The sequence below is a fragment of the Pseudomonas sp. AC083 genome (assembly GCF_979253165.1).
This window is the reverse complement of the sequence record NZ_CEEDDH010000027.1, coordinates 1-24,660: the sequence shown is the minus strand read 5'-3', so window position 1 is coordinate 24,660 and position 24,660 is coordinate 1. Positions and strand designations below refer to the sequence as shown.

Here is a 24,660-nt window from a genome sequence, read left to right as displayed (position 1 = left end):
CTTGGCGGGCTGCATGGTTGATTGATCAATGCTTGTGGTGATTGTCGCTATTGCCGGCGGCCATGATGTTCGCGTCGCCGGCGATGTTGCCCGTTACGTGTAACGGCCCGTCGATCTTGACCGGTCCTTTGATGTTCACAGCGGCCTCGATGTCGACCGTTCCAGACTTCACCGTCACCGCGTTATCCGTAACGACCAGCTCTGTACCGCCGACTTTGATTGTCACGGTCCCGCTTGGCACGGTGATCGTGTAGCTGCTTGCCGCCCAGTCGTAGACCAGCGAACCGCCATCATCAAACCGCCAGACCTCGACATGATCGCGGTTATCCGGCTGGGCGCCGGCGTTGCCGTACAGCCCCGGGATAAACGTTCCAATGCCGGCTTGACCGCTGGGGTTGAACAGCACCCCCTGCTCGCCAAGGCTCGGCGCTCGCCAGTGCCGCGCCTTGCCGGCCGCGAGGCTGTGCCAGCGCACCCAGGCGCTCGTCCACTCGCCATTCGATACCCGAACCGCACCGGCCGCCAGATCAACCCCCACGACTGCACAGGGCATCACCATGGCCGCAATCATGCGGTCATGCTCCCCGCTTGGGTAACTCACGGCAGATCCTCCGGCGGGAAAAACTCCGGCGCCTTGTCAGCGTTGAAACCGAACATCAGCGTACCCGGCGGCTCGTCTGGCCAAGGCCATTCAAAGTCACCGACCTCAAAGGCTTGCGTCCACTGCACCGACCACATAACGAACTGCTCAAGGTCTGGCATCGGCGCCTCGGGCTGGGCGTGGATGTTCTCCGGCGGGCCGGTGATGAAGTCCAACCCCCAATACTGGTAACTCAGTATCGAGGTCATTTGCGCCGCCAGAATGGACGCTTGCAGTGAGGCCTTATTGCGCGTTGCGTCGACCAGAATGCACGACTGAAAACGACCGATCAGCGCCGTTTTCCCTTCGCCGCGATCGGTGCCCAGGGTCATGTCCGTTACCCCGAAAAGCAGTGCCGGCGTTTCCACTAAAGAACCCAGCTCGGGGAAGTGCTCGACGTGCAGGAAATGAGGCATGGCCGCCGCGATCGTGCTTTTCATCGCCTCATGTAATGTCGTCAGTTCGCTCATTGCTAACCCCCAACACCAGTTCCACCATACCTGCGCCGTCAGGCTTTCGACGAACGACCTTGTAACGCCCGCCACCCTCGGTAACCGGCAAATCAACGGTCAGGAAATCGCCATTCTTGATATCAGGCACGTCGACCACCCGCACCATCAGGGTCGGCTCCAGCACAGCGTCCGCGTTGATCGCCGAACCCAAGCGCACCGCCCCGCCCTTGCCGCCGCCGATTTCGGCGCCGACAAACGGCGAGGCAAAGGCCCCCTTGATCTGGCGGCCGTCGGCCAGCGTCGCCGGGTCACCCAAGCGATCGACCAGCACGGCGTCCATGCGGGCCGCCAGCTCACGAAAGCGCCCGGCGGCCATCACTGGATCAGCAACGCATTAGCGAAGCCGCCAACGGCGTCAGAGGTCAGCTTGCCGAACGGCACCGAATCGGCGACACCCGGGGCCACCAGCACGCCGGCCAGCACATTGACCTTCTGACCCAGCAACAGCGCGCCCTCTGCCGGCAAACGCCACTCTTCATCGGTGATGCCGACCATCTTGGTGCCACTGACGCCGGTCGTCGTGGGAATAACCACCATGTCGTTCAATACCAGCGGAACACCCGAAAACGCCCCGCCAACCGGGGCCGTGAAGTCCACGGTCTTACCTGTACCAACGTGATTCTTGGCCATGCCAATTTACTCCTTTGCAGAAATGAAAAACCCCGCACAGCGCGGGGTTCCGATGGTTCGGCCGATTACTTGCCGAGCGACTTGTTCAGGCCGCGAGAATCGAGCGGGGCCACGCCGGCATCGATCCGCACCTTGCTCACTACACCGTCAACGGTGAAGCCTTGGGTCTGCTCGATATACGGCTGATCCACGCCGTCCAGATAGGCGACCTCGATAGTGTCGGAGCCTTGTTTGGCAGCCAGATACCACTCGATCGCCGAAACATCGTCCAGGCGCGGCTCGGCGATCACCTCGGCAAAGTTGCGGATCGGGTTGTCGATGCCGGCATTGCTTTGTGCGCCCGGCACCGAGGCCGAACGAATCAACTGATTCGCCTTGTCTTCCAGGCACACCGGCACCAGCACAAAGCCCGGGCGGATGTTCAAGGTGCGCGCCTTGGCTTCATCGGTGGCCGGCGACTTCTGCAACGCCATGGCGGTCTTGGCCGCGCTCAGCGCCTCGATCGACAGCGCCGAAGCGGCACCCTTGAGCAGGTTCTTGCGATCGGCGTGATACAGCGCCTTGCCGTCGCTCAGAGCTGGGCCAGTGGTCAGCACGTCGTAAACCAGATCGCCGATCGTGCCGCGCGCCGCCAGACCCATGTTGTAAGGCACGGTACTGAGCTGATCGAGGTCATCGTTGATGATCGCTTGGCGAGTGATGCCGAACAGCTCGCCATAGGTGGCCAGACGGATCGCTTCGCCGCGATCGCTGGTAGTGATGTACTTGTACTCAGCACCTGGGCGAACTTCACGCAGGCTGCCAAAGGCGCCCATGCCCACACGCTTGACGGTTTTGAAGTCGCTGAGGCGACCTTTCTTCGTCCACTTGTCGAAGGTTTCCGGCGCTTCGTCCCAGCCCAGCAGCACCGACTTGCCAGCGATATCGAGCAGGATGTTGCCGAAGTCGCTGGAATCGTGAGTGAACGCCAGACCCACCATCTGCATCGGGTTATACGACGCCACGACAATGCCGCGATCGGTCAGCGACGCCCGGGCCAGCTCGCGCAGGCTCATGTAGTTATAGGCGTTGTCCTTCTGCACCTCGGCCTGACCGATGCGACTGGCGATCGATGCACGCACCGAGTCACCCACCAGATTGCCGTTGGAAATGTGGCCGTGAATGATCTGCGAACCGGTTGGAGTGGTGCCCGCGCCCATCGCTGCCAGCAGCTTCGCGTTGGCCGTTTCGATCGTGCAATTCACGTCATTCAGGCACTCGGTCAGCAGCGCCGCGTGAGGCGCAGCAAACGGCGCTGCAAACGCCGCAGTGATCGCCGTGCGGCGCGTGCCTTCGTCGGCCAGCGCCTGAGCGCGGATCTGCTCGGGAGTCAGATTCGCTGGGGAAGGCGCTGGAGCCGGGGCCGGCGCAGGGGCTGGAGCCGGCAGAGTGACGGAACCCTGCGGGGTCAGCAGATTCTTGAAGTCAGGTGGCATGTTGGTGAACTCCTGCATACGTTGCGAATTGATTTGAGCGAAGGCCTTGAGAGGTTCAAGAATTTTGTGCGCGAAACCGGCCTCCACCGCCTCGCTGCCAAACATCCACGTTTCCGCCTCGAGCAAGGCGTGGATTTCTTCAGCGGTCTTGCCAGTAGCCTCGACATACGCCTGTACCAGCGAACCCTCGACCTGATCGAGCAGCTCGGCATAGCGGCGCATGTCCTCGGCATCACCGCCCTGAATGCCCCACGGCTTATGCACCATGATTGCCGCATTCTCGGGAATGCTCCGGGTGTTGGCCGCCATGAAAATCACACTGCCCATGGACGCAGCGAGGCCGCCCACCACGCCGTCAATGTGGGCCGGGTGATGCTTGAGCATGTTGTAAATCGCGATCCCGTCGAACACCTCGCCGCCGGGTGAATTCACGTACATATTGATTTGTGACACGTCACCGAGCGCCTTGAGGTCCTTGGCGAATTGCTTGGCGGTGATGCCCCACGCGCCAATTTCACCCTCGATACGCAGTTCCGCGATGCTCGCTGACAGCGCACGCATCGAGTACCAGCTTTCGCCGACGTCAGTCGTCGTCCCCACTGACGCCCTTGGCCGCATCAGCGGCGGGTTTTTGCGTTTGTTCATTGGTCTGATTTTTCCCATAGAACTTGTGATAGGCGTCCGAGCTGAAGACCAGCCCTTTCTCCCGGTTGGTTTTAATCTCCGCTTCACGCGAACGCTTCAGCTCCTGCGGATTGCGCTGACGTGCCCGGGCCACTTCGGCCTCATCGGCAAAGCCGCTTTCAGTCAGCAGGTTCCACGCGGTCGCCTCATGCACCGGGTTGATCCACGGCATCACCGGACCCTGATAGATCGCGCCGTAAACGGTCCGAGGATCGACGTCATGGGGCACCTTGATCACGCCGCTCATGATTGCCACGCGCAGCCAGTTGCGATAAACGCGACGGCACCAGTAGTCGATAAAGTCGTGCTGCAACTGGTCGTAACCCAGCTGGGCCTCGACCAGCTCCTGCCGCTGGGCCGAATACGTGCCGTCATAGCTGCGTGCCAGACTCGAATAGCCAATGCGCGCACCGGCCGCGACCGCTTTGAGCTGGCCGTTTCGGAAGCCTTCAAGGAAGGGATTGGGCCGATCGCTTTTGATCATTCCGACCTCTTCACCGGGCAGCAGCGTGTCGATCACCATGCCCGGCGCCATCTGGAATGTGCGGGCATCCGTACCGGCCTTCGGCGCCACGTAGTCGTCAGGGGATCCCTTCTTGATGTACATGGCCAACGCCGCACTGATACGCGCCGCGACCCGCTCGCTTTCCTCGTAATCCTTGATATCCGCGAGACGGGTGATCACCGCGTGTAGCAGCGGCTGGCCACGGTTCTGACCAATGCGCTTGCGGTAAGCGATGTGAATCATCTGCTCAGCCGGCACCCGCTTGGTGTCGAGCGTCATGCCACGCCCCAGCGAATCGCCGGGATGCTGTTTCAGCAAGTGAAACGCCCGCACCCGGCGCCATGAATTGCGCTCGATGCCCTGAATAATCCCTTTTGACTCGTCGTTTTTCTCCCAGGGCAGAAAGTCCGATTCCAGCAGCTCCAGCGAATACGGGACCGCGTGCAGGTGCTCGTAATTGGCGATCTTGCCCACCAGTTCCTGAGCCAGCGCCTCACCATCACGCAGCCAAGTGCGGCAGATAATTCGCTCCATCTGCGGCCGGGACAATTCGCCGGCGGCCTCCGGTTTCAGCGACCATTCCGCCCAGTGCGATTTGATCAGCGCGGCAAACTCCAGATGCACGTCACCGGTCAAGGTCAGCGGGATCGGCTCGACCGAAATGCCCGGGCCACCCACCACCCGCTCTTCCATCCGGTCAAACAACCCGGTGACGATGTCGTGGTTTTGATCCAGCGCCCGGCACTGGTCACGCATCGACTTGCCGGCATGCTGCAACGCCCGATTTGCCCCGCGCGTTTCGCGCTTGGCCTTGTGCGTGCGGCTCGGTTCGGCCGCCTCGAAAGCGCGAATGACGTGCCGGGCTTTCATGCGCTCCATAACCGCGTGCGGGAAGAAAGGCAGCAGCGCCTTGTCGACGACGTTCACGGGAACACCGCCAGCGCATGCCCAGGGCGGCCACTGTCTGCCGAGTTCTGAGCCGCCACGCGACGCTCCCAAAACAGGCGGCCGGCCTGAATATCTTTCAGATCCGACATGACCACTTTGCGGCCCTGAAAAAACGTCTCCTTGCCATCCAACACGGCAATCTCTGCCGCCAGATAGCGATCCACCATGTCTTGCGCCGTGGGTGCTACAGCCATGCGCCTTGTCCTTTCGTGATCCACGCGCCGGCCTCGTCCGACGACGATGCAGGTTGTGGGGGTGATGGTTCGGCCGTTACGCGTAACGGCTCAGGTTCTGCGGCTTGCGGCTCGTCGTCCGGCTCCGGGTCATCCTCGGCCGGCGGCACATGCCACACACCGCTCGGCAGTTGCCGCGCGAGCAAGTCCAGATCAAGGCCAAAGCGCGCCTGACTGATGCGCAGCGCGGCCAAGGCATAAACCAGACAATCGAGCGCCTCGTTGCGGCGACCGCCGGCGTCCCAGCGCTGTACGCGCCGGTGTTTGACGATCACCCACTTACGCCGCTCGGCCGTCAGTTGCCGTAATTCATCCTCGCCGCATAACTCGTCGTTGGCAGGCAAGTGCAGACAACCAGGAACACGAATCCCCGGCGCGTCTGGCTGAATCGTCAAGCGGTTGTAAATAAGCTCCTTGGCGTTATCCGTGCCGACCTCAACGAGGTAGATCCGGCCGCCCTTGACCTTCGTTTTCTTGCGCGGCCACGTCGCGATCGGCTTGCCGTAGGTCGACGCACCGAACACCGGAATGATCCAGTTAACGCCGTGCTTAATGCTTTCCTCGCGCACTTCGTCCGAGTAGTGACCGCCTTGGTCCCAGCACGCGCGCTCCAGCGTCATCACCGTGCCGTCAGCACGAACGAACCGCTTTTTCAGTTCGATGCCAACTTTCTTGCGCAGCTCGACGCTTGCCGGATCGCCCTGCAGAACGAACTTGTGAATTAACCAGGCTTCCTCACCAGCACCGAACCCCCAAAACCGACCCTCGTAACGATCGTCCTGCGTGTCGATGCCGCCGAAGATGGCGACCACCCAAGGCGGCACCTCGGCATATACCTCGCGGCGTGCCTGTAGGTGCTGCCATTCCAGTTGCTCGCCCTGATCTTCCTCCCAAGCCTCGCCCAACGTGGTGTTGATAAAGGTTTTGAGCTTGCCCCGGTCTTTCTTGACCTTGATCCACTCGCTGACGACTTCCGCCCAGGTGACAAACTCGGAATACACCGTCCAGATATGGAACGTCACCGAGCGCGGTGCCTGCATGGGCTTGTCCGCACTGGTGAACCACTCCATGCCGTCACGCGTCCAGATCCCGGAACGCTCACAGATGTAGCGACCGCTGGCCGACGCCGCGATCATTTCGTGATATTCGAACGTGCAGCCGTGGCCGGACTCGCATGCGTACCACGCTTTTTCGACCTGCTTGAGGTCGTTGAGCAGCCACTTGATACCGAACGGCGTATCGGGGCCGCCCCACTTCAGATGTTGTTCCGTCTGGCAGTGCGGGCACTTGATGTTGAAGCGCAGCAGGTGCGGCGAATCATCCGCCGCCCGCGTGATCTGACAGCCCTCGCCCGTCGTTTCCTCGCCTTCAGCAGCGGGCACAATGGTCGTCGGGGTGGATCCGCGAATCGATTTCTTGAACGTGGCGCCTTCCAGACGCTTGTCGCCCAAGATGGTCGGGGCGCCCTCGCCTTCAATGTCCGCGTCGAACTTCGAAAGCTCGTCGTAGATCACTTCGTCCGGGCTTTTCTCGCGGTAGTTCTTCGCCGCCGTTCCGCCCAGGCACCACAACATCTTCGCGTTATCGAAACGCTTTTCATCGAGCGTGTTATCTCGATGCTTCGTGCCGAGCCAAGGCGCCAAGGCCTTCACCACTGGCACGTCGCGGATCATCGTTTCGATGTGCCGCTTCATCATGCCGTCAGCGTCGCCGTCAGTCGGGCACCACGTCAGCACGTTGCGTTTCTTGTGCTGGATCTTGTAGCCCATGTTGGCTACCAGCATTTTCGTATAGCCGACCCGGGCCGATTTCAGCACGTTGACTTCACGGATCAGGTCGTTGCCCATCGCGTTCAAGATCGCGACTTGAAACGGGGCGGTGGTCCATTTGCCCTCTTGGTAGGACGATTCGGACGACAGATAAAAGTGCTTGTCTGCCCATTCCGTCGCGGTCAGCGGCGGCTCTTTGTAAAGCCCTTCCAGCCCCTTGCGGACACTCTCAATCAGCGCCCTCATCCAAGGAATCGACGAACTCATCAAGTAACTCCGGCAGTTTGTCCGCCAACTTGACGGCGTCGTTTCGCGCTATGGCGACCTCGCGCTGGATAGCCTCAAGGTGTCGCGGTTCGATGTCCGGGCATTTGCGCTTGACCTTGGCATGCACGGTGTCGAGGGTTGAGCCGAGCATTGCGCTCAACTTGCCCAGGGCGAACACGGCAAAATCAACCGGCACCAGCTTTTTTGCCTTGACCTGATTTCGCATCGCTTGCCCGTCGGCTTGCTCGGTTGTCAGGCGCAATTTCTGCTGTGCCTGCTTGTACTCAATGAGCGGATCGATCGGATTACCGTCATCGTCGACAGGTTGATCTTTTGCGCCCTGATGCTTGAGCCGATTGGCCAACACCGATTTAGCGTCATAGAACGCCTCGCGGCCGATGCGCTGCACCGGGTCAACCTTCCATTTATCAAAGGCCTGCACGGAAATTCCGAGGCTCGCCGCCATGCGCGACTTGTTCAGCCACCCCGGCTGCTGAGCAATGGACTTCGTCGTCATGATTGAAACAACAACCTCGATTCAAAAATGGGTCATATGTAGCGAAGCAGCGGGCCCGAATTACCCCCAATGGGGGTGGGGTCCGGGAGTACCTTTCGGATTTGCTCCCGCGCCCCCTGTCAAGCGAAAAGGGCACGAAAGTCGACCATTCGTCGCCCTTTCGCACCCCTGCCCCCTGATCAGCGCGCCGTCGCCTTGGCGTCGGCGAATGCCTGGGCGAACTCGGCCGCGTGGTTCGCCTTCACGATGTTCTCCCCGATCTTGAAGAACGGGAAAATGGTGCGGTAACGCGGCGCCGAGGCACTGAAGACAAAGACCGGTCGCACCGCATCACCCATGCCCATCGACACGCGCTCCCACACGCCGCGCGTACCGTCGACCTCGGCAGAGAAATAGCGATGGGCGTTGCCCTTGGCCTTGCTTCGCCGGCTGTTCGTGGCGTTGGCCTGATACCCCGCACGCAATGACGCGGCCCCCATGCCGGACAGGATCTTGGTCATGGTGCCGCGCGACACGTTGCCGTACTGGTTCATGAATGGCGCAGTAGGCACCGCGTATTCGTTGGCCTGCATGACGCCGCGAGCGATCAGCGCCTTTTCAAAGCGCTTATGCGGACGCAGGCCGCCGGTTACCGCCTGCTGAAGGTAAACGTCAGCAGGGATGCCAGAGGCCCACGAATCCTTGAAATAGACCTCAGCCGGCTTGCCCGACGTGGTGGCCGCTTTCGTAAACAGGCTGTTCAACGTGGTCGGTGTTGGCCGATCAAGCCGGGCCTTCATCACCGGCAGCACGCCTTTTTTAACCCGCTGAGCCAGCCGGGTCGCGGTCAATACCTGGGCGAACGGGATCTGCCGGCGCTCGATATCGTCCAACTGCAACAGGGCAGAGGCTGAATCCAATTCGAAACCGACCTTGAACATGCCACCCCCTTACATGAATCAGAACGGCCAGAACAGCCCAGGACGAATACGCCAAGGCGCGCGCAGGGCAGCATTGAGCGCCGGCGCGACGTCCTCGCGGGAATTCACGGTGATATTGATAGCGCCGATTTCGACGCGGGGAGACTGATCAAATTTAGCCAACTCCCCCGCCACCAGCTCGACGCCCGGCGACGCCGAAGACACCGGTGCTTCCTCACGCCAAACCAGCGTGCCGAGCGGAAACGATGCAATCAGACCGCCGCAATACCCCGGACCCGCACAGAGGTGCACGCCATTGCTATCGACTTCCATTTGACCGGCAGTCACTTTCAAAGGATCGCCACCACCGTCAGGAACAACGTTCCAAACCCATTTCCCCGCGCTCTCGGCCTTGCTCATGCGAACCCCTCGTTATGCGTAACGGCCGGCAGCTTGCAGGCCTCAGATTCCCGACACTCGACATGCGCCGAAACGGCGAACGCCACCAGAACAACCAGAACCAGCCGCAACGGCCGGAACATCACAGCGTCTCCGCCTTGCGCTCGGCCCAGCGCCTGGCGAACAGGCGCACCTGCTCAACGCCGAGGACACCGACCACGCCACCGACGCCATAAGACCAGCCACCACCCAAACCGGCTTTCTCAGCGCCGATACCGACCAGGAACACCAGAACGCCGCCCAGCGCGGCCTCCAGCAACTGGCGATCCCAACGTGGCTCTTTGGCTTCGTAGAGAATCCGCAGATAACTCAGGACGAAGGCCAGCAAGCCGGCCAAGCCGTGATCCTTGAGTGCAGCAGCAACAATGACCCAGAAAGTCGGGTCTTTTTCTGGGGGCATGTTCGGCATCTCGTTTGTTCTCCCGATCACGGGGAATAGGCATAAAAAAACCCCCGACCTGTGAGGGCCGGGGGCTGAATTGACTGTTTTGCGATGAGTATCGTGGCCGGAACAACACCACAATGACGCAAACGATAGGGGAAACTGCAAAGGGGGTCAACTCTTTTCGTGTAAAAAAACACTAAACGTGTAAACACCCTACCCTGTCAACCCTTCGCTTTTTGACCTCGATCACAGCCACAACGCCCGTTCAAGTTGCGGCAAAACGCACGGCAATTCCCCAGCCCAAACCCCGCCGCAGCCCCGTGGCAAAGGCTTTCGGCAGTGTGCGCAGCTTTTGCTTTCAACAACTCCACGCTGCTGTTTGATCAAATCCGCGTCACGACGGATCAGCGTCAACACGTATTCGGTTGCGGTATACGGTTCGGCTCCAGAGGCCCGGAATACAAGGGCCTCAGCCAATTGCGCCGCCTCGATCGGCCCAATTCTGGCGCGTAACTCCACAACCCCGGCCGCCGCGTCGCGTTCTCGCTGCTCCCGCTTGCGCTGCGCCGCCGCACTCTCGCCGCTTTCCTCAGCGCTGTGACGCGTCACAAGATCAATCAACGGGCCTTCGACGCGATCGGTCGCCACGTCCAAGCCCCCCACCACCGCTGGCAACGTCGGCACGTCAGTCATGTTTAAAATCCTCTTATATGATTAATTTGGGTTGTACGGCTCAGGCCAGCCAGCCCGAGGGGTCTACGGCGATCGGCTTAACCGCGCGTCTTGCTCCTGTCTTGTCCTGCAACGCGTCAAAACCTTGCGCGTCGAGCCATGCGTGCCACCGCTCCAGGGCGTTGCGCTTGACCTGTTCGCCCATGGCTTGGAAGTAGGTGCGTTCCAGTTCGCTGGTCGCGTGATTCAGCAGCAGCTTGCCCACCAGCGGATCCACGCCAAGGTTTGCCCATATAGAAGGTGCGAGTTTGCGCAGGTCGTGGCTTGTCCATTCGCCGGCACCGTAACGGGTGAACACCGCAAAGGCCTGACTGCGTGACATAGGTCGACCGGCACGCACAGACGACGGGAACAGGAAAGCCCCGGTGTACCCCCTCGCCTCTTGGTCTTCACGGTAACGACGCAGAAAGGCCACGGCTTGCGGGGTCAGCGGCAAGACATGGTCGCGCTTTGATTTGGTGTCAGCTCCGGGCAGGAACCACTCCCCCGCGTCCAAATGGATGTTTTTCCACTTGGCCAAGCGGGTTTCAGTGATGCGCGTGGCATGGGTCAGCATCAGCACCATCAGCGCGACGCCGGCCGGATCCTTGGCGAAGAACTCAGCCCAGTCGGCCAGCAGATCCACAACGGCCACATGACGCAAGCGCGCCCCCTTGGGCCGGATCTTCGCTTTGGTGAAGTTGCCGAACGTGATGCCCGCCATCGGGTTGACGGTGATTTTCTTCAGGGTCAGCGCGCGACTGAAAACGACTTTCAGCACGTCCAAGGTCGATTTGACGTAACCCAGGCTGTACTCGGCCTGCATATGCCAAATCAAATGGCGGTCGAGGGTGTCGGGGTTGATTTTGCACAGCGCCAAGTCGCCCAGGGCGGGCAGCAACTGGCGGGTAATGGCTGACAGGGCCGAGGCCTTGCGCTCACTGGATAACAACCGATCAGCCTTCAGGCGCTCGACGTACCAGTCCAGCACCTGGCCGACACGCTCCCAGCCATCGACGGTGGCCGCCGCTGTCGGATCGGTCATCAGGCGAGCCAGCACGTCGGGCACGCTGTCGATCATCAGCCGCGTCGGCACGTCGGGCCAGTTCGCCGCCTTGCGCCACACCGGGCCGTTGTCGTAGCGCACCAGATGCCAACTGCCTTTGCTGCGATCGTTACGGTAACGAAAGCGCAGCGGGTGCCGGGGGTCGTTCAATTCCGTGACGTGCGGATCTTCGGCGTGCCGCTTGATCACCGCGTCAGAGATAGGAACCGTGAGTGTCGCCATGGTGCGTGCCTCAATGGTGCCCACGGCCATGCCGGCGGGCGGCGTTGTCTTTCTTCAGGCAAAGCAAGGCCGCAGGCGCGACAATGCCCATAAATTGATTGGTTGGAACGGGTAGTGCCGAACTGTCGCCTTGCGCGACAGCCTTAACGCGTTACTCGGGGAGACCTGCCTGCCACATCTTCGCGGCCACAGTGGTCAAGGGCTTGGCGAACATCAGGCAATAGACGCCCGGCGCACCCCAGCCACCGGCAAACCGAAACCCGACCAGATCCCCGCCGCGGTCCATGCGCGAGCGCTGTGCTGGATTGAGCGCAGCCGGCAAAACACCCCGCGCCGTCTCGACATGAATAGCGAAGCCCAGGGCGGCCCCGACGGCGTAGGGATCTTCCCCACGGAAACCGGCAAATAAAGGGTGGAAGTTCATTTGATCCCCAACAGCGTTTCAATGGTTGCGCGCGCCTCAGCGAGGCGGCTGCGGTACGTTCTCAAGCTCACACCCAGCGCGTCGGCCTTCTCAAACTGGCCGATACCATCCTGCTCATAACCGACGATCTTTCGGCGCTCAGCCACTGCCCACCAGTTCGCCCCGTACTCAAGCCGCAGGACGTCAGCGCGCAGCGCGTTCTCGACAAACATGCCCAGCACGGCCGCCTCGATCTTGCTTTCCAGCCCATCGACAGGGCCGCCAGACGGACCAGAACCACCGAAAAAGATTTCACCTTTATTGTCGATCAGTTTGGCGAGCATGGATTTCCCACTGGTGCCGCCGCCACTTTCCGGCCAGCTCCAGCGCGCCCATAGTTCAAGGGCGCTATCCAAGCGATTGTTACCTTTCCTTCTCGCCATTGAAGCCCCCCTTAGCCGCCGGCCTCGGGCATCAGCCTGTAACCGGTGCGCGGCATGTTTTTGCAGGCTGGAAACTTGAGGCCGCTGGTACACACCGACAGGCCAAAAATGCTCTCGGCACGCACGCAAACCTTGCAACCCAACGCGCGCAGCTCCTGCGCCTCGACAATCTTCGCGGGATCGCCGTAGGCATACCCCGGCAACGCGCGACTATTGAGGCCCATTCGCCAGATCCTCAAGCGCTGCACGCACGCTCCCATTTGCCGCCAAGTAGGCCATGCACGACTCGGAAAGCGCCTCCAGCGGCTCGCACACATGCGCAAACCCGGCGGTCCCATCAGTCACGATCAAATCACCCCGGCGAATGCTCACAGACCCCGAAGGACGACTGTATAGGTGCCAAATGAAACCACCACGGCGGCGAATCTCGGCCGCCTCCAGCTCACTCAGGCAGTTCGCAATCACCAACCCGCCTACAGGCGACGGATCACACGCGGCGTCGGCCGGACCATCCAAGAAAGCGCGCAGCAGCTCGACACGACGGCCGGCATTTTTCTCGCTGGGCGTCTCCATGGAATACGCGGCCAAGCGCGCCTTTCCAGAGGAAACAAGGCGATCGGCGATTTCGGTGCGCTCTTTTGGGTGGCCGCCAGACAGTGCAATCAATAACAAGGAATTCCCCTTGGGCACGCCATCAGCGGCGCGCCACTTCTAATTTTTCTTTGCGCACAGTCATCAAATAGTTATGCAGGGTGGCCGGCGACTTGTCCGCCCCCTCCTGGCTGGCCAGCTCTATGGCGGCTCTCATTTCATCGACCGTCGTATTGGAAGCACACCAACGACGGAACAAAGATTGGATATAAGGGTCTTTGCCTTGGTCTTCAGGCATTTGCGCCTCAGCGATGAACCACAGTCGCCATTCATTGGCGACGCGGGGCAGCGGCGAAGCCGGCAAAAATGCTTGGAAGTCCGAAAGCGTTACGCGTAACGGGGAGTTGGGTGCGGGCGGCTGATCGAGGTACAAGAAGCCGTCGGCAGCGAGGTAAGTCATGAACACATTTAGTTCAAGCGGGCCTATCTGCAACGCCTCACGCCAATCGCTGCCATCCAGCTCTACAACGCCGGCGGCGCGCGAGGGACTGGCGGCGAACTGCTCCAGAAGCTTGATTAAGCGGGCGAACCCGGCAACACCAAAGCGCTGCTCGACCTTTAAAACGATCGGCAACGTGGAGAACCCGGACGGCAGGCTAAGCCCTGACATTCTTCACCCGGGCCTTCATCACTTCCAAGGCGAACGGCGCATAAATGCCGTTCCAGTCCACGACACCGCCGGACTTGGAAAGAATGTTCATGCCGGCGTTGAAAGACGGCCGCCGCTCTTTGCGATACCACGAGGAAACCGTGCGCGGTTCTTCTTCGAGCAGAGTGGCAACGGCGGTGATAGCGCCTAGGCTCAACTTGCCCGGCACCGACACACCACCGACGCTTTCAATCCACTGATTTAGTTCCACGAATAGAAACCCCTTTACACGAATAGTGTAAGTCTATTTCGACTGGATCCCATTCCTCAAGCTTTTTTTCGCAGTATCTACACTTAAAGTGTATATTTATTCGGGTTACGGATAATATCCATCTATTGCCAAGGCGTGAAAACTCACGGCGCCGAATGAGAGATTGCGCATGTCTGAATTAATGGAAATTGTGGCCAAACGGATTAGGCAGTGTCGCGCGGAAAAGGGTTGGACGCTGGAAGAGACGGCCGATCGCCTGTCTCAAGCATCCGGCCAGCCCTTCGGCTATTCCCGCTTTTCCAATTGGGAACAGGCCTCGCGCATGCCGCCGAGCGACATGGTTTTGCTGCTCGCCAAAGTCTTCGGGAAAACTCCGGCTTGGATCAATGGCTACACCGATAACGACAGTCTGAATGCGGTTACGTCCGACTATGTGACGGCCAACCCAACCAGCATTCAAACCAAAGCCGGGGCCGTACCTTTGACCCAGGCCACAGACAGCACCGCGTTCAGCGTCAGCTATATCGAAGCGCGCGGCATGAACCGCAATAAACTGCTTTGCATCAAACAGATCGATGCCAGCATGGCCCCGATGATCGTTGAGGGTGACGAGTTGCTGCTTGATGGCGAGCAAACCACCGTGCGCGGCGCTGACCTTTTCGGGATCATTGTTGCCGGCAACATCTGGATTCGCTGGATCTGCCCCGAACTGGACGGCACTTTCACCTTGAAAGCGGGTGACAGCTCCCAGTACGCTGATAGCACTTTGACACCTGAAGCCCTTGAAAAGCTGGATATCGTCGGCCGCGTAGTACGCATATCGCACGATAGATAGAAAAACCGCCCTTAGTCTAAGGGCTTTTTTATTGCTCAGATTTACACTTTGCGTGTAACATGCCACGCAACTTAGGAAAGGCAGGTTCCCCCATGCAGCAAGGTAGCGACGTTTCCCACATCACCCCGCACTCCATCAGCCAAATCGGCGGCGCAGTGGCCATTCAGCGCCGCCGCGTGGTCGCGATTAAAGAAGTCCATTCGCTGGCAGGCTCAATGCAAACCACAGCCCTGTATTGCATTGACCAGGGACACGTCACCGTTGAACACATGGAACAGATGGCCGACTTGCTTGGCATGCTGCGCCGTCAACTGGACGCTATCCGCCTCGACCTTTCCAACTAACACCCCCTCCCCGTTATTTCGCAAGGAAGCGCACCCCATGAATGCCCGCGTTCAGATCCACGGCGAGGAAGTTATCGGCTACCCGGGACAGAACCTGTCTGACAGCGAACTGTTCGTCCTGGTCAAGACTGCCGAGGGCTTCCCGACACCGGTTATCGCGAGCGAGCTGCAACTGGATGATGCCGGCATGCGCATGGTCGAGCGCAACATCCTCAGTAAGCTCGGCGCAAAGAACAAGGCGCACATGATCACTCGCGGCTTCACGCTGGGCGTACTGGCCCCACAAGCGCTGTGCTTCATGCTGTGCCTGATCGCAGTCATGGAAGTAGACACGGATTTCAACCGCCCCCGTTCCCAGCGCCGCAGTCGCACCCTTACCGAATTTTCGCGCACCGTGCGCACCTCTCCAGCCTCTGCCGGCGGCCCGCCTTCGCGCTGCCTTCTTTCGGTCTGATCGATTCGTTATTTCGTTAATTCGTTATTTTCTTGATAGTCGTTTCACGCCGGCCTATACTCGCCCTGCGTTAACGAATTGACGAAATGACGAATTAACGAAAAGGATCTTACCGTGGCATTAATCGTAGGCTTTGCAAATCAAAAGGGTGGCCCTGGCAAATCCACCGACTCACGCGGAACCGCCATCGGCTTCGCGCAAAACGATTGGTCGGTGAAGATTGCCGACTTCGATCTAAACCAATCCACCACCACCATCTGGCAGCAACGCCGATTGCAGCGCGGGCATCTGCCGCGAATCGACGTCGAGCAATTCGGCTCCGTCGCGCACGCCATGAGCCAAGCCGACAACTATGACGTGATGATCTTCGACGGCGCTGCGTTCGCCAGCAAGATGACCGCCGAAATGGCCGAAGTGTGCGATCTACTGGTGATCCCTACCGGGCTTTCTCTTGACGACCTAGACCCCGCCGTAAAGCTCGCCGATGCCCTGCACCATAAAAACGGCATCCCCGTTGAGCGCATTGCGTTCGCGCTAAACCATGTCGGCGACAGCGTGGCCGAACTGGAAGACGCACAGGCGTATCTAAGCCACAAGCCCTACCACGTCTTAGACGGCCATCTGCCGCAGAAGGTGTCTTACAGCCGCGCCATGGACATTGGCCTTTCAGTGATCGAGGTGTCGCACAAGGGCTTACGGGCACAGGCAGAGCGCCTAATTTCTTCGATCATCACCCGCGCCGTTGCGCTACAATCAAAATAACGAATTGACGAATTAACGAATTAAGGAAGTCGAGCGATGACTGTCACAGCCCCGAAACCACCAGCCAAAAAAGCCGCATCCACCAAAGGCGCACCCCCTCCAGCACAGGCTCCCGAGGTCGCAGCCGCCAAGTCTGGCCACACGCATCAGGCAGCGCCTGACGACCTCGTAACGGCGAATTTCAAGGTTGACGCTCAATTCAAGCAAGACCTTAAGATGTTCGCGACCATGCACAAAATGAGCATGGTCGAGGTACTGCGCCAAGGCTTTGCCCTGCTCAAGGCGTCCAAGCAAGCGAAGTAACCGCCGGCCACAAACGCAAAGCCCCGCACTCGGCGGGGCTTTTTTATGCCTGCATATCGATCACGCTACTGTTCAACCGCAAACACCCGAACGCCCGCCTTGTCGGCAAACTCCGCGAGCGTATCCAACTTCGCCCAGGTGCGCACCGGCTCGCGCTTGGAGCGGATCGCATGCCAATCAGACGCCGGACCGCCGAGGCGGAAATAGAAGGCCCATTGCTCGCCCTTACGGGTTGTCACTCGCGCCGCCTTGCTCTCACGAACGGCGCCGGCGCGTACCAAATCCAGAAAGTTGCCCTCCTCGTACCCCTTGCGCTTCATGCTTGCCCCGCGCCAGTGAACCGCAGCACGGCCGGCCCTACATACGAAAATGCCACCGCTACCCCCTCTTACCTGCACGGCCCGCCAATGGCGGCAGACTACCAGATCAACGACGCGTTACAGTAACGCCGAATTTCCGCCGAGGCGGCGCACCTCAACCTTGAAGCCGTCCACCTCGGCAGACGTCAGCGCACCCAACACGCGCAAATCCCCCAACCACGAACAGGTCACGCGCACGCTGTTCGGCCAGTCCTGGGCCAGTGCGTCCATCAGCTCAAACAACGCCCAGGTCAACACCGAGGCGCCGGACTCGGTCGCCTCCGGCCGCACTGCCTGGGCGATCCGCTCGGCCAGCTCCGCGACCTCGGGCGACAGCGCACGCAGGTCGCACAGATCTCGTTCAAACTCTGGCCCTAACGGCAACGTCATTGCGGTTTCTCCTGTAGTGCAACCTCGCGCTGCCTGGCCACACCATCCGCATGCTGGCAGAGCCGCACGGCATTGGCGCGGCTCAGACGCTGCAAGCGCTCCAAAGTCATTATGGCCCCTTGCAGCTCACCCAGCTTATACGCCACCGACAGCTCGTTCGGCGCCCGGCTCAGATCCTCAAGCATCCTCCGGACCACGTCGACCACGTTGGCCGGCAAGGCGATGCCGATAATCGCGTTACTCATAACGCACCGCCTTGCAGATCCGCCCATGCCCACGGCTGCACCCGGTAGATGCGAAAGGCCCATTCCTCACTGCCGGCCACAAAGGCGATCGACGCCACCCGGCACCAGTGGCCACGCAGCAGCCGCCGCTCGACCAGCGCCGTCAGCAGCCGGCGTGCTCGATGCAGGCCGATGCCGAACCGCCGCCGAACTGCCCCGGGGCCGGTGAAGGGCCGCGCCGCGACCCAGCGCGCCACCGCCGGCAACAGTGGGTCAGCCTCCCCGAGCGTCACCGGCGACAGCCGGCCGCCCAGCTCGATCACGCCGGAAAACAGCGGCGCATGCCCAATCGGCGCCGAACCGATGGCCACCGGCGGCAACTCTTCTCCGTCGACGTACAGGGTCACGTTCGTGGCGGTGCACACCTTCGCTTGGCCGCTCATTCGAAACTCACCAGTTCGCCCGGCGCGGTCATGGCGGCCAGCATCGAGCGCACCGTGCCGCACGGCGTGCCGTCTTCTTCCTGCAACGGCTTATCCAGCTCGACGGCCGTCAGCTCCCGCACGTCGTCCATGTCGAAGGTGTCCGGCATGCCTGAATGCCCTTCGCACAGCTCCAGCGCCTGCTCGGGCGAGTGCGCGGCATAGACGTCATGCTCACCCACCCAATACGCGCCCAGCGGCGCGGCCGCAGGCTTGTCGCCGAGCAGATCCACCACCGACGCGGGGTCATTGTGCCGGCGCACCGCGCAACCGTCCTCGGCCGTCGCGTCGGGCACCAGGGCATCGACCGGCCCCAGCTCGGCCAGCGCCGCCGGCACCGCGCCCGGGTTTTGCTCGAGCGCGTAGGCCAGATGACTCAACCAAATGTCTTCACCTGTCTGGTACCGGCCACCCGACTGCCAATCGACGGTGCTTTGCGCCTCCTCCTTGGCCCGGGCCAGAAACTCGGGCACGTTGCAGCGCGGGCACGGGTGATCCTGCTCGGTCGGATCCCAGCCGTCGTGGTCGGCATCCCACAGGAAGCCGTCGCCACGGCATTCGAAGGTAAAGCGCTGGTACGTGCAGGCCGGTTCGGCCGGGGTTGCGGTTGCGGTTGCGGTCGACATCGGTTGAATCTCCTTCACTCAGTAGGTTGTGACGCGTCACGCGCCGGCTTTTTCGAACAGCGGCCCGGCCGATGCCAGACGCGAACACACGGTGCAACGCATCTCATAGCCCACCGGCCATTCCATTCGGCACGGCAGGCAGTGGTAGAACTCCGGGCGCACCTCGCCTTTCAGCTCGCGCCAACTGGTCAGCATGGCGGCCTTGGCTCCGACATTCTCGGCGGCCAAGGTCTGCACCAGATCGATATCACTGTCGTATTCAATCGGGTTTTCCAGATCGATAACGCGCGTGTGTTCCGAGCTTTGCGGGTAGTGGTCGCGAGACGCGGCGAAGTGGATGTGATAACGCGGCATGCGCTGAATCTCCTTATCTCGGTAGGTTGTGACGCGTCACACGCCGGTCATGATCTGGCTGAAGTGAAAGCGCCGGCGGCGGCCGCTGACGATGTTGTCGCCCCACAGGTCGCCGGCGCCGATGGCGTAGGAGGCGCCGTAGCCGGCGATTTTCACGCGCACAACATGGCGGCCCATGTTCACGGCCACGATGGCATCGATCGGGTACGCGGCCCGCACCAGATCCATGAGCCGGAGCTGGGCGAACTTGATGGACTCGGCGGCTTGCACCAGATCCGAGTGGTCGACGGCGGGTTGCGACATGGCGGCTTTCCTTTGCGAGTAATGGGCGGGTATTGCGTAAAACCAGATCATAGCAAAGTGGGCACCCACTTATGCGCAAAGTGGGAACCACGGAGACAAAAAAAGACCCCCGCCGGTCGCCTGACTGGTGGGGGTCGTTTTACATAAGCGGCGTTATTCGTAACGCGGCGACTCGCCATCCTCGGCGCGCTTCTCTTCGCGCGCTTCGTGCCATCCGGCGTCCCAGTTCACCGCCGCTGACAGGTTGTCGACGGGGGACGGGCACAGATCCAGCGGCTGGCCAGCGCGGAACGCTTCGGCACCCATGGCAAACCAATCATGGTCATCGTAGTTCGGTTCGGCGGGGGTCTGCTCGGTCATCGCTTCAGCTCCTGCCGGCGGCGCCGGCTTGGTTGGGTCGCCCTCGATCTTGAGGGCGGAGGGTTCCTTTCAGTTGGATTCGTGACGGGTAACGGCGAAATGCGCCGGCGATCGCCCAAACAGCGCAGCCAGCGCCTCGGCGTCGGCCGCGCCCGGGCGGACCTTGTCGTCTTCCCACAGCGCCAGGCGCGCCGGGGTGACGCCGAGCCGCGCGGCCACTTCGGCGCGGGTCCAGTTCGGCGCGGTGCGGCATTCGCGGATGCGCTCGCCCAGGGACGGCACGGACTGGCCGCAGGTTGGGCAGGCCGGTACTTGTTCGGTCATGGTGGGGATTCCTTTCAGTGGGATCGTTCGGCTTTATCTGCCTGGGCGGCCGCAGCAGACTGCACCGCGTGATCGGCGGCATAGACGGCGGCGCGCTCGTTGATCACCTCGGCCAGATCCTTGCCAACGTGAGAGGCCGGCAGCAACTGCAACACATCACTCGCAATCTCATTGGCCCAGGTCGCACGCTGCTCACGCAGCTTGAGCCGCGCTGGGCGATCTTCGGCCAGCATCAGGTCGCGATCAAGACGCGCCCATTGCGTCAGCATGTTCACCACATGCGCCGGCAGGGTCAGGGTGATCGGGTCGTTATTCGGTCTGGCCATGGCGTGGATTTCCTTGTCGTCAAAAACTGTGTGGGATCTTGATGTAGCTGCCCCGGGTTTCGCAGGTCCGGCAATCGTGCCCGGGACGGTCGAGCCAGCCGCCATACGGCTGCACGCCGTCGGGATTGCACACCGCGCACGGCGCGCAGGCCGTTACGCAATGATGCAGACGATACGCCCGATTGCGCCCCGCTTCCCAGTCATCCCCGGGCGCAGCCAGTGCCGCCACCTGGGCGACCGTCAGCCCCGACCAGTCGTCGACCAGCGCGTCAGCGGCGGCCTGCTCGGGCACGCTCAGCGCGGCAAAGGCAAATTCCGGCGCGTCGACGTCGTCGCCGATAGCGTCGATCGACTCGGCTGTACTCGTTTCGCCCAGCTCGATCGCCTCGCCGGCGGCCGCTGCGCGCACGCGCGCCGCCTCCAGCCGGCGCCGGGCCTGCTCCCAGCTTTCGCCCGGGAGGGCACCGGCCCGCACCTGGGCATCGGTCAGCGGCAGCAGGATCGGCTTTTTCGGCACGTTGGACGGGGTCGGCATAGCCTGCGACTCAAACACGGTGAACATGGCTGCGCACGCTGTGCGTCACCACACCCCAAACAGAAAAATCGTCGCCTTCCAGCACGTAACGCGGCGGGAAACGCGGGTTTTCCGAGCGCAGAACAGGGCCTTGCGTGCAGAAGTCCAGGCGCTTGCACAGCGGCTCACCGTTGACCACGGCAATCACGATCTGCCCCCGCACCGGCTCCACCGCCTTGTTCACCACCAGCAGGTCACCGTCGAAAATGCCGGCACCCTGCATGCTCTCGCCCTCGACGCGCACCAGATAGGTCGCCGCGTCGCGGATATTCAGCACTTCATCCAGCGACAGCAGCGGGCCGACGTCCAGCACCTCGTTTGAGGCTGACACGGGGCTGTCGCAAAACTTCGACGTATCGGTCATCGGGTTAGTCCTTGTTGTTCGTTACGGTAACGCGGGATCACTCGCCGCGCTCGGCGATCAACGCCCGACCTGCCTCGGTCGGCTCGTCATTATGATCCAGCAGGCCACGCTCGCGCAGCGCGATCAGGGTTTGCCCACGCGCCCCATGTTCCGATCGGCCGCCGCAGCCATGATCGGCCGGCTTACCGGCGCAGATCCCTTGCAGCACATACAGCATGTTTGGCGAAAGTCGCGCGGGCTTGGACTTCTTGGCCACAGCGCCAGTATCGGCCGCCGCGATCGAAGCCGGCACACCACTGACTTCGGCCGCGATCGCCTGCAAGCCGTTTTTTAGGCGCTCGATTTCCGCTCGCGCCTCGGCCAACTCCTTGCCCTGCGCGGCGGCAATCTTGCGGTACTTCTCATATTCCTCCCAACCGCGCTTGCGCTCCGATTCCACGCGCTTTTCGCCGTTCAAGATCCCTTCATCCTGATCCAGCCTATCGATCGCCTCGGGCGTCCAGAAAGGCAACCCGCCAAAAATCTTGGCCAGCCGCTCGCGCACATACGGCTGCTTAAGGTGTTCAAGGTCGCGCCGCGCAGTCAGAAACACGCTCATGGCCCACCACATATAGCTGAGGTCATCACGCCCTAGCGACAACGACACCAGCCCTTCCTCCTTGGCGGCCTCCTTTTCGGCGCGCTTGCGTTCGCGAAAGGCCTTTTGCCGCTGGGCATTGGTCAAGGGCGCCTTGGCATTCGGGTCTTTTGGGGCATCACCAAACATGGCCAACTGACCGTTAGCGCGCACGCCGGCCAATGCGTCGACCAGCCATGCCGGGCGCTTGTCTGCACCCCGGCGATCGACATACTCGCCCTCGATCGTCTTGAGCTTGCCCGCTGCCTGGATCAACTCCAGCACCTCGCGGCGCGCCGCCTGATCAACGGTTTCGCCAATGCTCGACGTCGCGGTCAGAGTCACGGACCGGTATCCGGTTTCGGAGACAAACGGCTTGTCCAGATCCACCGCGCGAAAGTCACAAAACCGGTGATTGCCCAGCATGTGATGGGGCACCACCACCCACACCCGCAAACCGTCGACCTCCAGCAGGAACTCGCCGGCCTGCCCCCAGCCCGGCACCTGCCCAGGCTGCGCCGCGACCGCACGGGCCAGAACATGACCGGCGCTTTCGGCATCGGCCTTGCAACCGCGCAGGGTGTCGCCGTTGAGTTTGTACACCAGTGCGGTGTAGGCATCTTCGGCCCGATCGAGCGCGTCGACGTGGCCCGCCAGTACCGCATCGTGGTACTGCTCGGCGGCCTGCTTGGCCAGCGCCGGGAATTGTTCGGCGGGCACGTCGGCCAGCTCAGCCACCAGCGCGAGGAATTCCGGCCGTTCGTCACGGGCGAGGTGTGCAGCGGGTTTCTTGCGGGCCATGGCCAACGCTCCTTTAAAGTCCGATTTCATCCATGAGCGCATCTAACGCGTCATCGCCTTCACGCTCCTGATAGGCCGTCAGTAATGCAGCACGGGCCATGTTTTCGGGAGGCGGCAAAACGGCGCCACCCACAAAACGGACGGCCTCAATTAAACGGGAGGTTGGGAGTTGGTTGGCCACGGCCTGCATGGCTGATTGTTGCGCGGTGGTCATCGGTCTGCTCCGGTGGGCGGCCTTGGCGGGGATTGCCCGGCCTTGGAGCAGACTTTAAAGTCGTTTCGTTAATTCGTCAATTCGTTATTTCGTTAATTCGTCATTTCGGACTGAAGGCTTGGCCAGCCCGGCATAAATGCTCAGCAGGCGCCAGACTGCGTAAGGCACTTCCCCCTCGCCACCGGCCCACTTGCGGATCTTTTTCTGTGAAACACCGACCAGCAGCCCGGCCGCACTTCCCGGCAACCCGGTCACCCGCAACAGCTCGCGGAATTCCTCAACCGTAGGAGGCATCCACCCAGGCGCATAAGCATCGAACAAGCCAGGGCGATTCAGAGCCAGCTCCTGGCGCACCTGATCAGCAGTCATCGAACGCGGGGGATCACCCGGCACTTCCAGTTGAGCGGCGTCTAGACGCAGCGCTTTGCGCATCGCCTCCCACATATCGGGCGCGTCGAATTCCTCGCGTGACCCGTCACGCCGCAACAAAGCAAACATCCATCAGCCTCCAATGCTAAACCGCCGGCAGTGCCGGCGGTTGTCGTTATTTCGTTAAATCGTTATTTCGTTAATCGATCAGGGCAATACCTGACCTTGACCGAGGCCCCGCCATGCCAGCACGTCCAGCCAGACGGCGACGCCAGCAACCCAACGCGGCCGTAATCCTCGCACGAATAGTAGCCTTGAGCCTCTAGCCAGATACCGATATCCACCAACTGCACACGGTCGACCTCGGGCAGCTTGCGAAATTCCGGTACCGCCAGCACTAGGCAATCGCGCTGCGATCCCCCAGCCATACGAACATTGAGTTGAATTGCGTAACGATCGAAGAACGCTTTTTTCAAAGCGACCACATGCGGTGCTTGTTTAGTCATCGGTTTTATCCCGGAGTGCGGCCTTGACGTAATGCCCGGCCTTGGGACGAACCTTATTCGCGTTTCGTTAATTCGTCAATTCGTTATTTCGTTAATGCGCATCCTGATGCGCCCAGTCGCCAAACGCACCACAAGGCCGCCAGAGCTGCGACACGCCCCGAGCGCGGCCACGGCCTTCGATGTCGCCTGTAATCGCTGATACAGGCAACGCGGAGGCAACAGGCAGAACACCGAACGCAGGGCAGCCCCGACCTGACCACTGGAGCGCTTGCGCGACCGACTGGCCGTAGGCGGCGCGTGAAGGAGCGAAGGGACGTCGACCAGGGCTTTAGTCGAGTGCGAGCTTGGAACGTCCCACAGCGACTGGAAGGCGCCTCACTGAAGGAACGGCGGCGGGGTGACCGCAGAGCTGTTTCCTTGCCCCGCGCCTCCAGGCGCGAAGTGGGCAGGCATATCTATTTCGTCAGCTCGTCATGCACAAATGGCACGGT

The 24,660-nt window shown here is 61.3% G+C and carries 41 protein-coding genes; 5 read left to right on the top strand and 36 right to left on the bottom strand.

The window, feature by feature from the left end:
- Positions 1 to 25: 25 nt before the first annotated feature.
- From AC0IXA_RS26525 to AC0IXA_RS26430, 20 genes are all read right to left on the bottom strand, one after another.
- Entirely contained in the window at positions 26 to 601 is a 576-nt protein-coding gene (locus tag AC0IXA_RS26525) for a phage baseplate assembly protein V (RefSeq protein WP_471814813.1), read from the bottom strand.
- Positions 598 to 1,110 carry a hypothetical protein gene (locus tag AC0IXA_RS26520; RefSeq protein ID WP_471814812.1) on the bottom strand — a complete coding sequence of 171 codons (513 nt, stop codon included), beginning with the start codon at positions 1,108 to 1,110 and terminating at the stop codon, positions 598 to 600. Before AC0IXA_RS26520 ends, AC0IXA_RS26525 begins: the two co-directional genes overlap by 4 nt.
- Positions 1,085 to 1,468 carry a head-tail joining protein gene (locus AC0IXA_RS26515; RefSeq protein WP_471814811.1) on the bottom strand — a complete coding sequence of 128 codons (384 nt, stop codon included), beginning with the start codon at positions 1,466 to 1,468 and terminating at the stop codon, positions 1,085 to 1,087. Before AC0IXA_RS26515 ends, AC0IXA_RS26520 begins: the two co-directional genes overlap by 26 nt.
- The gene (locus AC0IXA_RS26510) at positions 1,468 to 1,782 is read right to left on the bottom strand and encodes a hypothetical protein (RefSeq protein ID WP_471814810.1); all 315 of its coding nucleotides are present in this window, start codon (positions 1,780 to 1,782) and stop codon (positions 1,468 to 1,470) included. The genes AC0IXA_RS26515 and AC0IXA_RS26510 overlap by 1 nt, the downstream gene beginning before the upstream one ends.
- Before the next feature lie 65 nt (positions 1,783 to 1,847).
- The gene (locus AC0IXA_RS26505) at positions 1,848 to 3,902 is read right to left on the bottom strand and encodes a ClpP-like prohead protease/major capsid protein fusion protein (RefSeq protein WP_471814809.1); all 2,055 of its coding nucleotides are present in this window, start codon (positions 3,900 to 3,902) and stop codon (positions 1,848 to 1,850) included.
- Positions 3,841 to 5,373, bottom strand: a complete 1,533-nt coding sequence (locus AC0IXA_RS26500; protein WP_471814808.1) for a phage portal protein — start codon at positions 5,371 to 5,373, stop codon at positions 3,841 to 3,843. The genes AC0IXA_RS26505 and AC0IXA_RS26500 overlap by 62 nt, the downstream gene beginning before the upstream one ends.
- Positions 5,370 to 5,588: a primosomal replication protein PriB/PriC domain protein gene (locus tag AC0IXA_RS26495; RefSeq protein WP_130901839.1), complete on the bottom strand. Its 219-nt coding sequence runs from the start codon at positions 5,586 to 5,588 to the stop codon at positions 5,370 to 5,372. The genes AC0IXA_RS26500 and AC0IXA_RS26495 overlap by 4 nt, the downstream gene beginning before the upstream one ends.
- The gene (locus tag AC0IXA_RS26490; protein ID WP_471814807.1) at positions 5,579 to 7,663 is read right to left on the bottom strand and encodes a phage terminase large subunit family protein; all 2,085 of its coding nucleotides are present in this window, start codon (positions 7,661 to 7,663) and stop codon (positions 5,579 to 5,581) included. The genes AC0IXA_RS26495 and AC0IXA_RS26490 overlap by 10 nt, the downstream gene beginning before the upstream one ends.
- Positions 7,626 to 8,180, bottom strand: coding sequence for a terminase small subunit (locus AC0IXA_RS26485; protein ID WP_130901841.1), 555 nt, complete (start codon positions 8,178 to 8,180; stop codon positions 7,626 to 7,628). The genes AC0IXA_RS26490 and AC0IXA_RS26485 overlap by 38 nt, the downstream gene beginning before the upstream one ends.
- Before the next feature lie 179 nt (positions 8,181 to 8,359).
- Positions 8,360 to 9,100: a hypothetical protein gene (locus AC0IXA_RS26480; RefSeq protein WP_471814806.1), complete on the bottom strand. Its 741-nt coding sequence runs from the start codon at positions 9,098 to 9,100 to the stop codon at positions 8,360 to 8,362.
- 18 nt (positions 9,101 to 9,118) lie between these two features.
- Positions 9,119 to 9,499: a hypothetical protein gene (locus AC0IXA_RS26475; RefSeq protein WP_471814805.1), complete on the bottom strand. Its 381-nt coding sequence runs from the start codon at positions 9,497 to 9,499 to the stop codon at positions 9,119 to 9,121.
- A gap of 121 nt (positions 9,500 to 9,620) precedes the next feature.
- The gene (locus AC0IXA_RS26470; protein WP_227974568.1) at positions 9,621 to 9,938 is read right to left on the bottom strand and encodes a phage holin, lambda family; all 318 of its coding nucleotides are present in this window, start codon (positions 9,936 to 9,938) and stop codon (positions 9,621 to 9,623) included.
- A 231-nt stretch (positions 9,939 to 10,169) separates the two neighbouring features.
- Positions 10,170 to 10,616 (bottom strand): hypothetical protein, encoded by a 447-nt coding sequence (locus tag AC0IXA_RS26465; protein ID WP_130901845.1) that lies wholly within the window; start codon positions 10,614 to 10,616, stop codon positions 10,170 to 10,172.
- Between the two features lie 40 nt (positions 10,617 to 10,656).
- Positions 10,657 to 11,922: a tyrosine-type recombinase/integrase gene (locus tag AC0IXA_RS26460; protein WP_471814804.1), complete on the bottom strand. Its 1,266-nt coding sequence runs from the start codon at positions 11,920 to 11,922 to the stop codon at positions 10,657 to 10,659.
- Positions 11,923 to 12,073: 151 nt separating this feature from the next.
- The gene (locus AC0IXA_RS26455) at positions 12,074 to 12,346 is read right to left on the bottom strand and encodes a hypothetical protein (RefSeq protein ID WP_471814803.1); all 273 of its coding nucleotides are present in this window, start codon (positions 12,344 to 12,346) and stop codon (positions 12,074 to 12,076) included.
- On the bottom strand, positions 12,343 to 12,741 hold the full coding sequence (locus AC0IXA_RS26450; RefSeq protein WP_130901848.1) for a hypothetical protein: 399 nt from the start codon (positions 12,739 to 12,741) through the stop codon (positions 12,343 to 12,345). The genes AC0IXA_RS26455 and AC0IXA_RS26450 overlap by 4 nt, the downstream gene beginning before the upstream one ends.
- A gap of 38 nt (positions 12,742 to 12,779) precedes the next feature.
- A complete protein-coding gene (locus AC0IXA_RS26445; RefSeq protein ID WP_130901849.1) occupies positions 12,780 to 12,992 on the bottom strand; it encodes a hypothetical protein in 213 nt (70 codons plus the stop codon).
- Positions 12,979 to 13,440 (bottom strand): hypothetical protein, encoded by a 462-nt coding sequence (locus AC0IXA_RS26440; protein ID WP_471814802.1) that lies wholly within the window; start codon positions 13,438 to 13,440, stop codon positions 12,979 to 12,981. Before AC0IXA_RS26440 ends, AC0IXA_RS26445 begins: the two co-directional genes overlap by 14 nt.
- Before the next feature lie 22 nt (positions 13,441 to 13,462).
- A complete protein-coding gene (locus AC0IXA_RS26435) occupies positions 13,463 to 13,993 on the bottom strand; it encodes a hypothetical protein (RefSeq protein WP_471814801.1) in 531 nt (176 codons plus the stop codon).
- Between the two features lie 22 nt (positions 13,994 to 14,015).
- Positions 14,016 to 14,279 (bottom strand): hypothetical protein, encoded by a 264-nt coding sequence (locus tag AC0IXA_RS26430; RefSeq protein ID WP_130901852.1) that lies wholly within the window; start codon positions 14,277 to 14,279, stop codon positions 14,016 to 14,018.
- A 169-nt stretch (positions 14,280 to 14,448) separates the two neighbouring features.
- Here AC0IXA_RS26430 and AC0IXA_RS26425 point away from each other — a divergent pair, with 169 nt between their 5' ends.
- The 5 genes from AC0IXA_RS26425 (at position 14,449) to AC0IXA_RS26405 (ending at position 16,977) form a co-directional block, all read left to right on the top strand.
- Positions 14,449 to 15,114, top strand: a complete 666-nt coding sequence (locus AC0IXA_RS26425) for an XRE family transcriptional regulator (RefSeq protein WP_130901853.1) — start codon at positions 14,449 to 14,451, stop codon at positions 15,112 to 15,114.
- A 92-nt stretch (positions 15,115 to 15,206) separates the two neighbouring features.
- Positions 15,207 to 15,458, top strand: coding sequence for a hypothetical protein (locus AC0IXA_RS26420; RefSeq protein ID WP_130901854.1), 252 nt, complete (start codon positions 15,207 to 15,209; stop codon positions 15,456 to 15,458).
- Positions 15,459 to 15,495: 37 nt separating this feature from the next.
- A complete protein-coding gene (locus AC0IXA_RS26415; RefSeq protein WP_130901855.1) occupies positions 15,496 to 15,912 on the top strand; it encodes a LuxR C-terminal-related transcriptional regulator in 417 nt (138 codons plus the stop codon).
- Positions 15,913 to 16,026: 114 nt separating this feature from the next.
- The gene (locus tag AC0IXA_RS26410) at positions 16,027 to 16,674 is read left to right on the top strand and encodes a ParA family protein (protein WP_471814800.1); all 648 of its coding nucleotides are present in this window, start codon (positions 16,027 to 16,029) and stop codon (positions 16,672 to 16,674) included.
- A 36-nt stretch (positions 16,675 to 16,710) separates the two neighbouring features.
- The gene (locus AC0IXA_RS26405) at positions 16,711 to 16,977 is read left to right on the top strand and encodes a hypothetical protein (RefSeq protein WP_471814798.1); all 267 of its coding nucleotides are present in this window, start codon (positions 16,711 to 16,713) and stop codon (positions 16,975 to 16,977) included.
- A gap of 65 nt (positions 16,978 to 17,042) precedes the next feature.
- Here the strand turns inward: AC0IXA_RS26405 and AC0IXA_RS26400 are convergent, their stop codons facing one another.
- From AC0IXA_RS26400 to AC0IXA_RS26325, 16 genes are all read right to left on the bottom strand, one after another.
- Positions 17,043 to 17,297: a hypothetical protein gene (locus tag AC0IXA_RS26400; protein WP_130901858.1), complete on the bottom strand. Its 255-nt coding sequence runs from the start codon at positions 17,295 to 17,297 to the stop codon at positions 17,043 to 17,045.
- Positions 17,298 to 17,414: 117 nt separating this feature from the next.
- On the bottom strand, positions 17,415 to 17,726 hold the full coding sequence (locus AC0IXA_RS26395) for a hypothetical protein (protein WP_471814796.1): 312 nt from the start codon (positions 17,724 to 17,726) through the stop codon (positions 17,415 to 17,417).
- On the bottom strand, positions 17,723 to 17,971 hold the full coding sequence (locus AC0IXA_RS26390) for a hypothetical protein (RefSeq protein WP_130901860.1): 249 nt from the start codon (positions 17,969 to 17,971) through the stop codon (positions 17,723 to 17,725). The genes AC0IXA_RS26395 and AC0IXA_RS26390 overlap by 4 nt, the downstream gene beginning before the upstream one ends.
- Positions 17,968 to 18,393 carry a hypothetical protein gene (locus tag AC0IXA_RS26385; protein ID WP_471814795.1) on the bottom strand — a complete coding sequence of 142 codons (426 nt, stop codon included), beginning with the start codon at positions 18,391 to 18,393 and terminating at the stop codon, positions 17,968 to 17,970. Before AC0IXA_RS26385 ends, AC0IXA_RS26390 begins: the two co-directional genes overlap by 4 nt.
- Positions 18,390 to 19,058, bottom strand: coding sequence for a hypothetical protein (locus AC0IXA_RS26380; protein ID WP_471814793.1), 669 nt, complete (start codon positions 19,056 to 19,058; stop codon positions 18,390 to 18,392). The genes AC0IXA_RS26385 and AC0IXA_RS26380 overlap by 4 nt, the downstream gene beginning before the upstream one ends.
- A 36-nt stretch (positions 19,059 to 19,094) precedes the next feature.
- On the bottom strand, positions 19,095 to 19,412 hold the full coding sequence (locus AC0IXA_RS26375; protein ID WP_471814792.1) for a hypothetical protein: 318 nt from the start codon (positions 19,410 to 19,412) through the stop codon (positions 19,095 to 19,097).
- Between the two features lie 36 nt (positions 19,413 to 19,448).
- The gene (locus tag AC0IXA_RS26370) at positions 19,449 to 19,715 is read right to left on the bottom strand and encodes a hypothetical protein (protein WP_471814791.1); all 267 of its coding nucleotides are present in this window, start codon (positions 19,713 to 19,715) and stop codon (positions 19,449 to 19,451) included.
- A gap of 153 nt (positions 19,716 to 19,868) precedes the next feature.
- Positions 19,869 to 20,075: a ribosome modulation factor gene (locus AC0IXA_RS26365; RefSeq protein WP_471814790.1), complete on the bottom strand. Its 207-nt coding sequence runs from the start codon at positions 20,073 to 20,075 to the stop codon at positions 19,869 to 19,871.
- Between the two features lie 69 nt (positions 20,076 to 20,144).
- On the bottom strand, positions 20,145 to 20,399 hold the full coding sequence (locus AC0IXA_RS26360; RefSeq protein WP_471814789.1) for a helix-turn-helix domain-containing protein: 255 nt from the start codon (positions 20,397 to 20,399) through the stop codon (positions 20,145 to 20,147).
- Positions 20,400 to 20,413: 14 nt separating this feature from the next.
- A complete protein-coding gene (locus tag AC0IXA_RS26355; protein ID WP_471814788.1) occupies positions 20,414 to 20,725 on the bottom strand; it encodes a hypothetical protein in 312 nt (103 codons plus the stop codon).
- A 19-nt stretch (positions 20,726 to 20,744) separates the two neighbouring features.
- Complete coding sequence (locus tag AC0IXA_RS26350) at positions 20,745 to 21,287, bottom strand: hypothetical protein (RefSeq protein WP_471814787.1); 543 nt, start codon at positions 21,285 to 21,287, stop codon at positions 20,745 to 20,747.
- On the bottom strand, positions 21,271 to 21,663 hold the full coding sequence (locus tag AC0IXA_RS26345; protein WP_471814786.1) for a LexA family protein: 393 nt from the start codon (positions 21,661 to 21,663) through the stop codon (positions 21,271 to 21,273). The genes AC0IXA_RS26350 and AC0IXA_RS26345 overlap by 17 nt, the downstream gene beginning before the upstream one ends.
- Before the next feature lie 37 nt (positions 21,664 to 21,700).
- Positions 21,701 to 23,080, bottom strand: coding sequence for a hypothetical protein (locus tag AC0IXA_RS26340; protein ID WP_471814785.1), 1,380 nt, complete (start codon positions 23,078 to 23,080; stop codon positions 21,701 to 21,703).
- 13 nt (positions 23,081 to 23,093) lie between these two features.
- Positions 23,094 to 23,294, bottom strand: a complete 201-nt coding sequence (locus tag AC0IXA_RS26335) for a hypothetical protein (protein ID WP_471814784.1) — start codon at positions 23,292 to 23,294, stop codon at positions 23,094 to 23,096.
- Positions 23,295 to 23,378: 84 nt separating this feature from the next.
- Positions 23,379 to 23,792, bottom strand: coding sequence for a helix-turn-helix domain-containing protein (locus tag AC0IXA_RS26330; protein WP_471814783.1), 414 nt, complete (start codon positions 23,790 to 23,792; stop codon positions 23,379 to 23,381).
- 62 nt (positions 23,793 to 23,854) lie between these two features.
- Positions 23,855 to 24,169: a hypothetical protein gene (locus AC0IXA_RS26325; protein WP_130901869.1), complete on the bottom strand. Its 315-nt coding sequence runs from the start codon at positions 24,167 to 24,169 to the stop codon at positions 23,855 to 23,857.
- Positions 24,170 to 24,660 lie beyond the last annotated feature (491 nt).

Excerpts from the sequence above, each read along its gene's own strand:
- AC0IXA_RS26520 (WP_471814812.1), bottom strand. The coding sequence starts at position 1,110 with ATGAGCGAACTGACGACATTACATGAGGCGATGAAAAGCACGATCGCG.
- AC0IXA_RS26515 (WP_471814811.1), bottom strand. The coding sequence starts at position 1,468 with ATGGCCGCCGGGCGCTTTCGTGAGCTGGCGGCCCGCATGGACGCCGTG.
- AC0IXA_RS26510 (WP_471814810.1), bottom strand. The coding sequence starts at position 1,782 with ATGGCCAAGAATCACGTTGGTACAGGTAAGACCGTGGACTTCACGGCC.
- AC0IXA_RS26505 (WP_471814809.1), bottom strand. The coding sequence starts at position 3,902 with ATGAACAAACGCAAAAACCCGCCGCTGATGCGGCCAAGGGCGTCAGTG.
- AC0IXA_RS26495 (WP_130901839.1), bottom strand. The coding sequence starts at position 5,588 with ATGGCTGTAGCACCCACGGCGCAAGACATGGTGGATCGCTATCTGGCG.
- AC0IXA_RS26490 (WP_471814807.1), bottom strand. The coding sequence starts at position 7,663 with ATGAGTTCGTCGATTCCTTGGATGAGGGCGCTGATTGAGAGTGTCCGC.
- AC0IXA_RS26485 (WP_130901841.1), bottom strand. The coding sequence starts at position 8,180 with ATGACGACGAAGTCCATTGCTCAGCAGCCGGGGTGGCTGAACAAGTCG.
- AC0IXA_RS26480 (WP_471814806.1), bottom strand. The coding sequence starts at position 9,100 with ATGTTCAAGGTCGGTTTCGAATTGGATTCAGCCTCTGCCCTGTTGCAG.
- AC0IXA_RS26475 (WP_471814805.1), bottom strand. The coding sequence starts at position 9,499 with ATGAGCAAGGCCGAGAGCGCGGGGAAATGGGTTTGGAACGTTGTTCCT.
- AC0IXA_RS26470 (WP_227974568.1), bottom strand. The coding sequence starts at position 9,938 with ATGCCCCCAGAAAAAGACCCGACTTTCTGGGTCATTGTTGCTGCTGCA.
- AC0IXA_RS26465 (WP_130901845.1), bottom strand. The coding sequence starts at position 10,616 with ATGACTGACGTGCCGACGTTGCCAGCGGTGGTGGGGGGCTTGGACGTG.
- AC0IXA_RS26460 (WP_471814804.1), bottom strand. The coding sequence starts at position 11,922 with ATGGCGACACTCACGGTTCCTATCTCTGACGCGGTGATCAAGCGGCAC.
- AC0IXA_RS26455 (WP_471814803.1), bottom strand. The coding sequence starts at position 12,346 with ATGAACTTCCACCCTTTATTTGCCGGTTTCCGTGGGGAAGATCCCTAC.
- AC0IXA_RS26445 (WP_130901849.1), bottom strand. The coding sequence starts at position 12,992 with ATGGGCCTCAATAGTCGCGCGTTGCCGGGGTATGCCTACGGCGATCCC.
- AC0IXA_RS26425 (WP_130901853.1), top strand. The coding sequence starts at position 14,449 with ATGTCTGAATTAATGGAAATTGTGGCCAAACGGATTAGGCAGTGTCGC.
- AC0IXA_RS26420 (WP_130901854.1), top strand. The coding sequence starts at position 15,207 with ATGCAGCAAGGTAGCGACGTTTCCCACATCACCCCGCACTCCATCAGC.
- AC0IXA_RS26415 (WP_130901855.1), top strand. The coding sequence starts at position 15,496 with ATGAATGCCCGCGTTCAGATCCACGGCGAGGAAGTTATCGGCTACCCG.
- AC0IXA_RS26405 (WP_471814798.1), top strand. The coding sequence starts at position 16,711 with ATGACTGTCACAGCCCCGAAACCACCAGCCAAAAAAGCCGCATCCACC.
- AC0IXA_RS26400 (WP_130901858.1), bottom strand. The coding sequence starts at position 17,297 with ATGAAGCGCAAGGGGTACGAGGAGGGCAACTTTCTGGATTTGGTACGC.
- AC0IXA_RS26395 (WP_471814796.1), bottom strand. The coding sequence starts at position 17,726 with ATGACGTTGCCGTTAGGGCCAGAGTTTGAACGAGATCTGTGCGACCTG.
- AC0IXA_RS26390 (WP_130901860.1), bottom strand. The coding sequence starts at position 17,971 with ATGAGTAACGCGATTATCGGCATCGCCTTGCCGGCCAACGTGGTCGAC.
- AC0IXA_RS26385 (WP_471814795.1), bottom strand. The coding sequence starts at position 18,393 with ATGAGCGGCCAAGCGAAGGTGTGCACCGCCACGAACGTGACCCTGTAC.
- AC0IXA_RS26380 (WP_471814793.1), bottom strand. The coding sequence starts at position 19,058 with ATGTCGACCGCAACCGCAACCGCAACCCCGGCCGAACCGGCCTGCACG.
- AC0IXA_RS26375 (WP_471814792.1), bottom strand. The coding sequence starts at position 19,412 with ATGCCGCGTTATCACATCCACTTCGCCGCGTCTCGCGACCACTACCCG.
- AC0IXA_RS26370 (WP_471814791.1), bottom strand. The coding sequence starts at position 19,715 with ATGTCGCAACCCGCCGTCGACCACTCGGATCTGGTGCAAGCCGCCGAG.
- AC0IXA_RS26365 (WP_471814790.1), bottom strand. The coding sequence starts at position 20,075 with ATGACCGAGCAGACCCCCGCCGAACCGAACTACGATGACCATGATTGG.
- AC0IXA_RS26360 (WP_471814789.1), bottom strand. The coding sequence starts at position 20,399 with ATGACCGAACAAGTACCGGCCTGCCCAACCTGCGGCCAGTCCGTGCCG.
- AC0IXA_RS26355 (WP_471814788.1), bottom strand. The coding sequence starts at position 20,725 with ATGGCCAGACCGAATAACGACCCGATCACCCTGACCCTGCCGGCGCAT.
- AC0IXA_RS26350 (WP_471814787.1), bottom strand. The coding sequence starts at position 21,287 with ATGTTCACCGTGTTTGAGTCGCAGGCTATGCCGACCCCGTCCAACGTG.
- AC0IXA_RS26345 (WP_471814786.1), bottom strand. The coding sequence starts at position 21,663 with ATGACCGATACGTCGAAGTTTTGCGACAGCCCCGTGTCAGCCTCAAAC.
- AC0IXA_RS26340 (WP_471814785.1), bottom strand. The coding sequence starts at position 23,080 with ATGGCCCGCAAGAAACCCGCTGCACACCTCGCCCGTGACGAACGGCCG.
- AC0IXA_RS26335 (WP_471814784.1), bottom strand. The coding sequence starts at position 23,294 with ATGACCACCGCGCAACAATCAGCCATGCAGGCCGTGGCCAACCAACTC.
- AC0IXA_RS26330 (WP_471814783.1), bottom strand. The coding sequence starts at position 23,792 with ATGTTTGCTTTGTTGCGGCGTGACGGGTCACGCGAGGAATTCGACGCG.
- AC0IXA_RS26325 (WP_130901869.1), bottom strand. The coding sequence starts at position 24,169 with ATGACTAAACAAGCACCGCATGTGGTCGCTTTGAAAAAAGCGTTCTTC.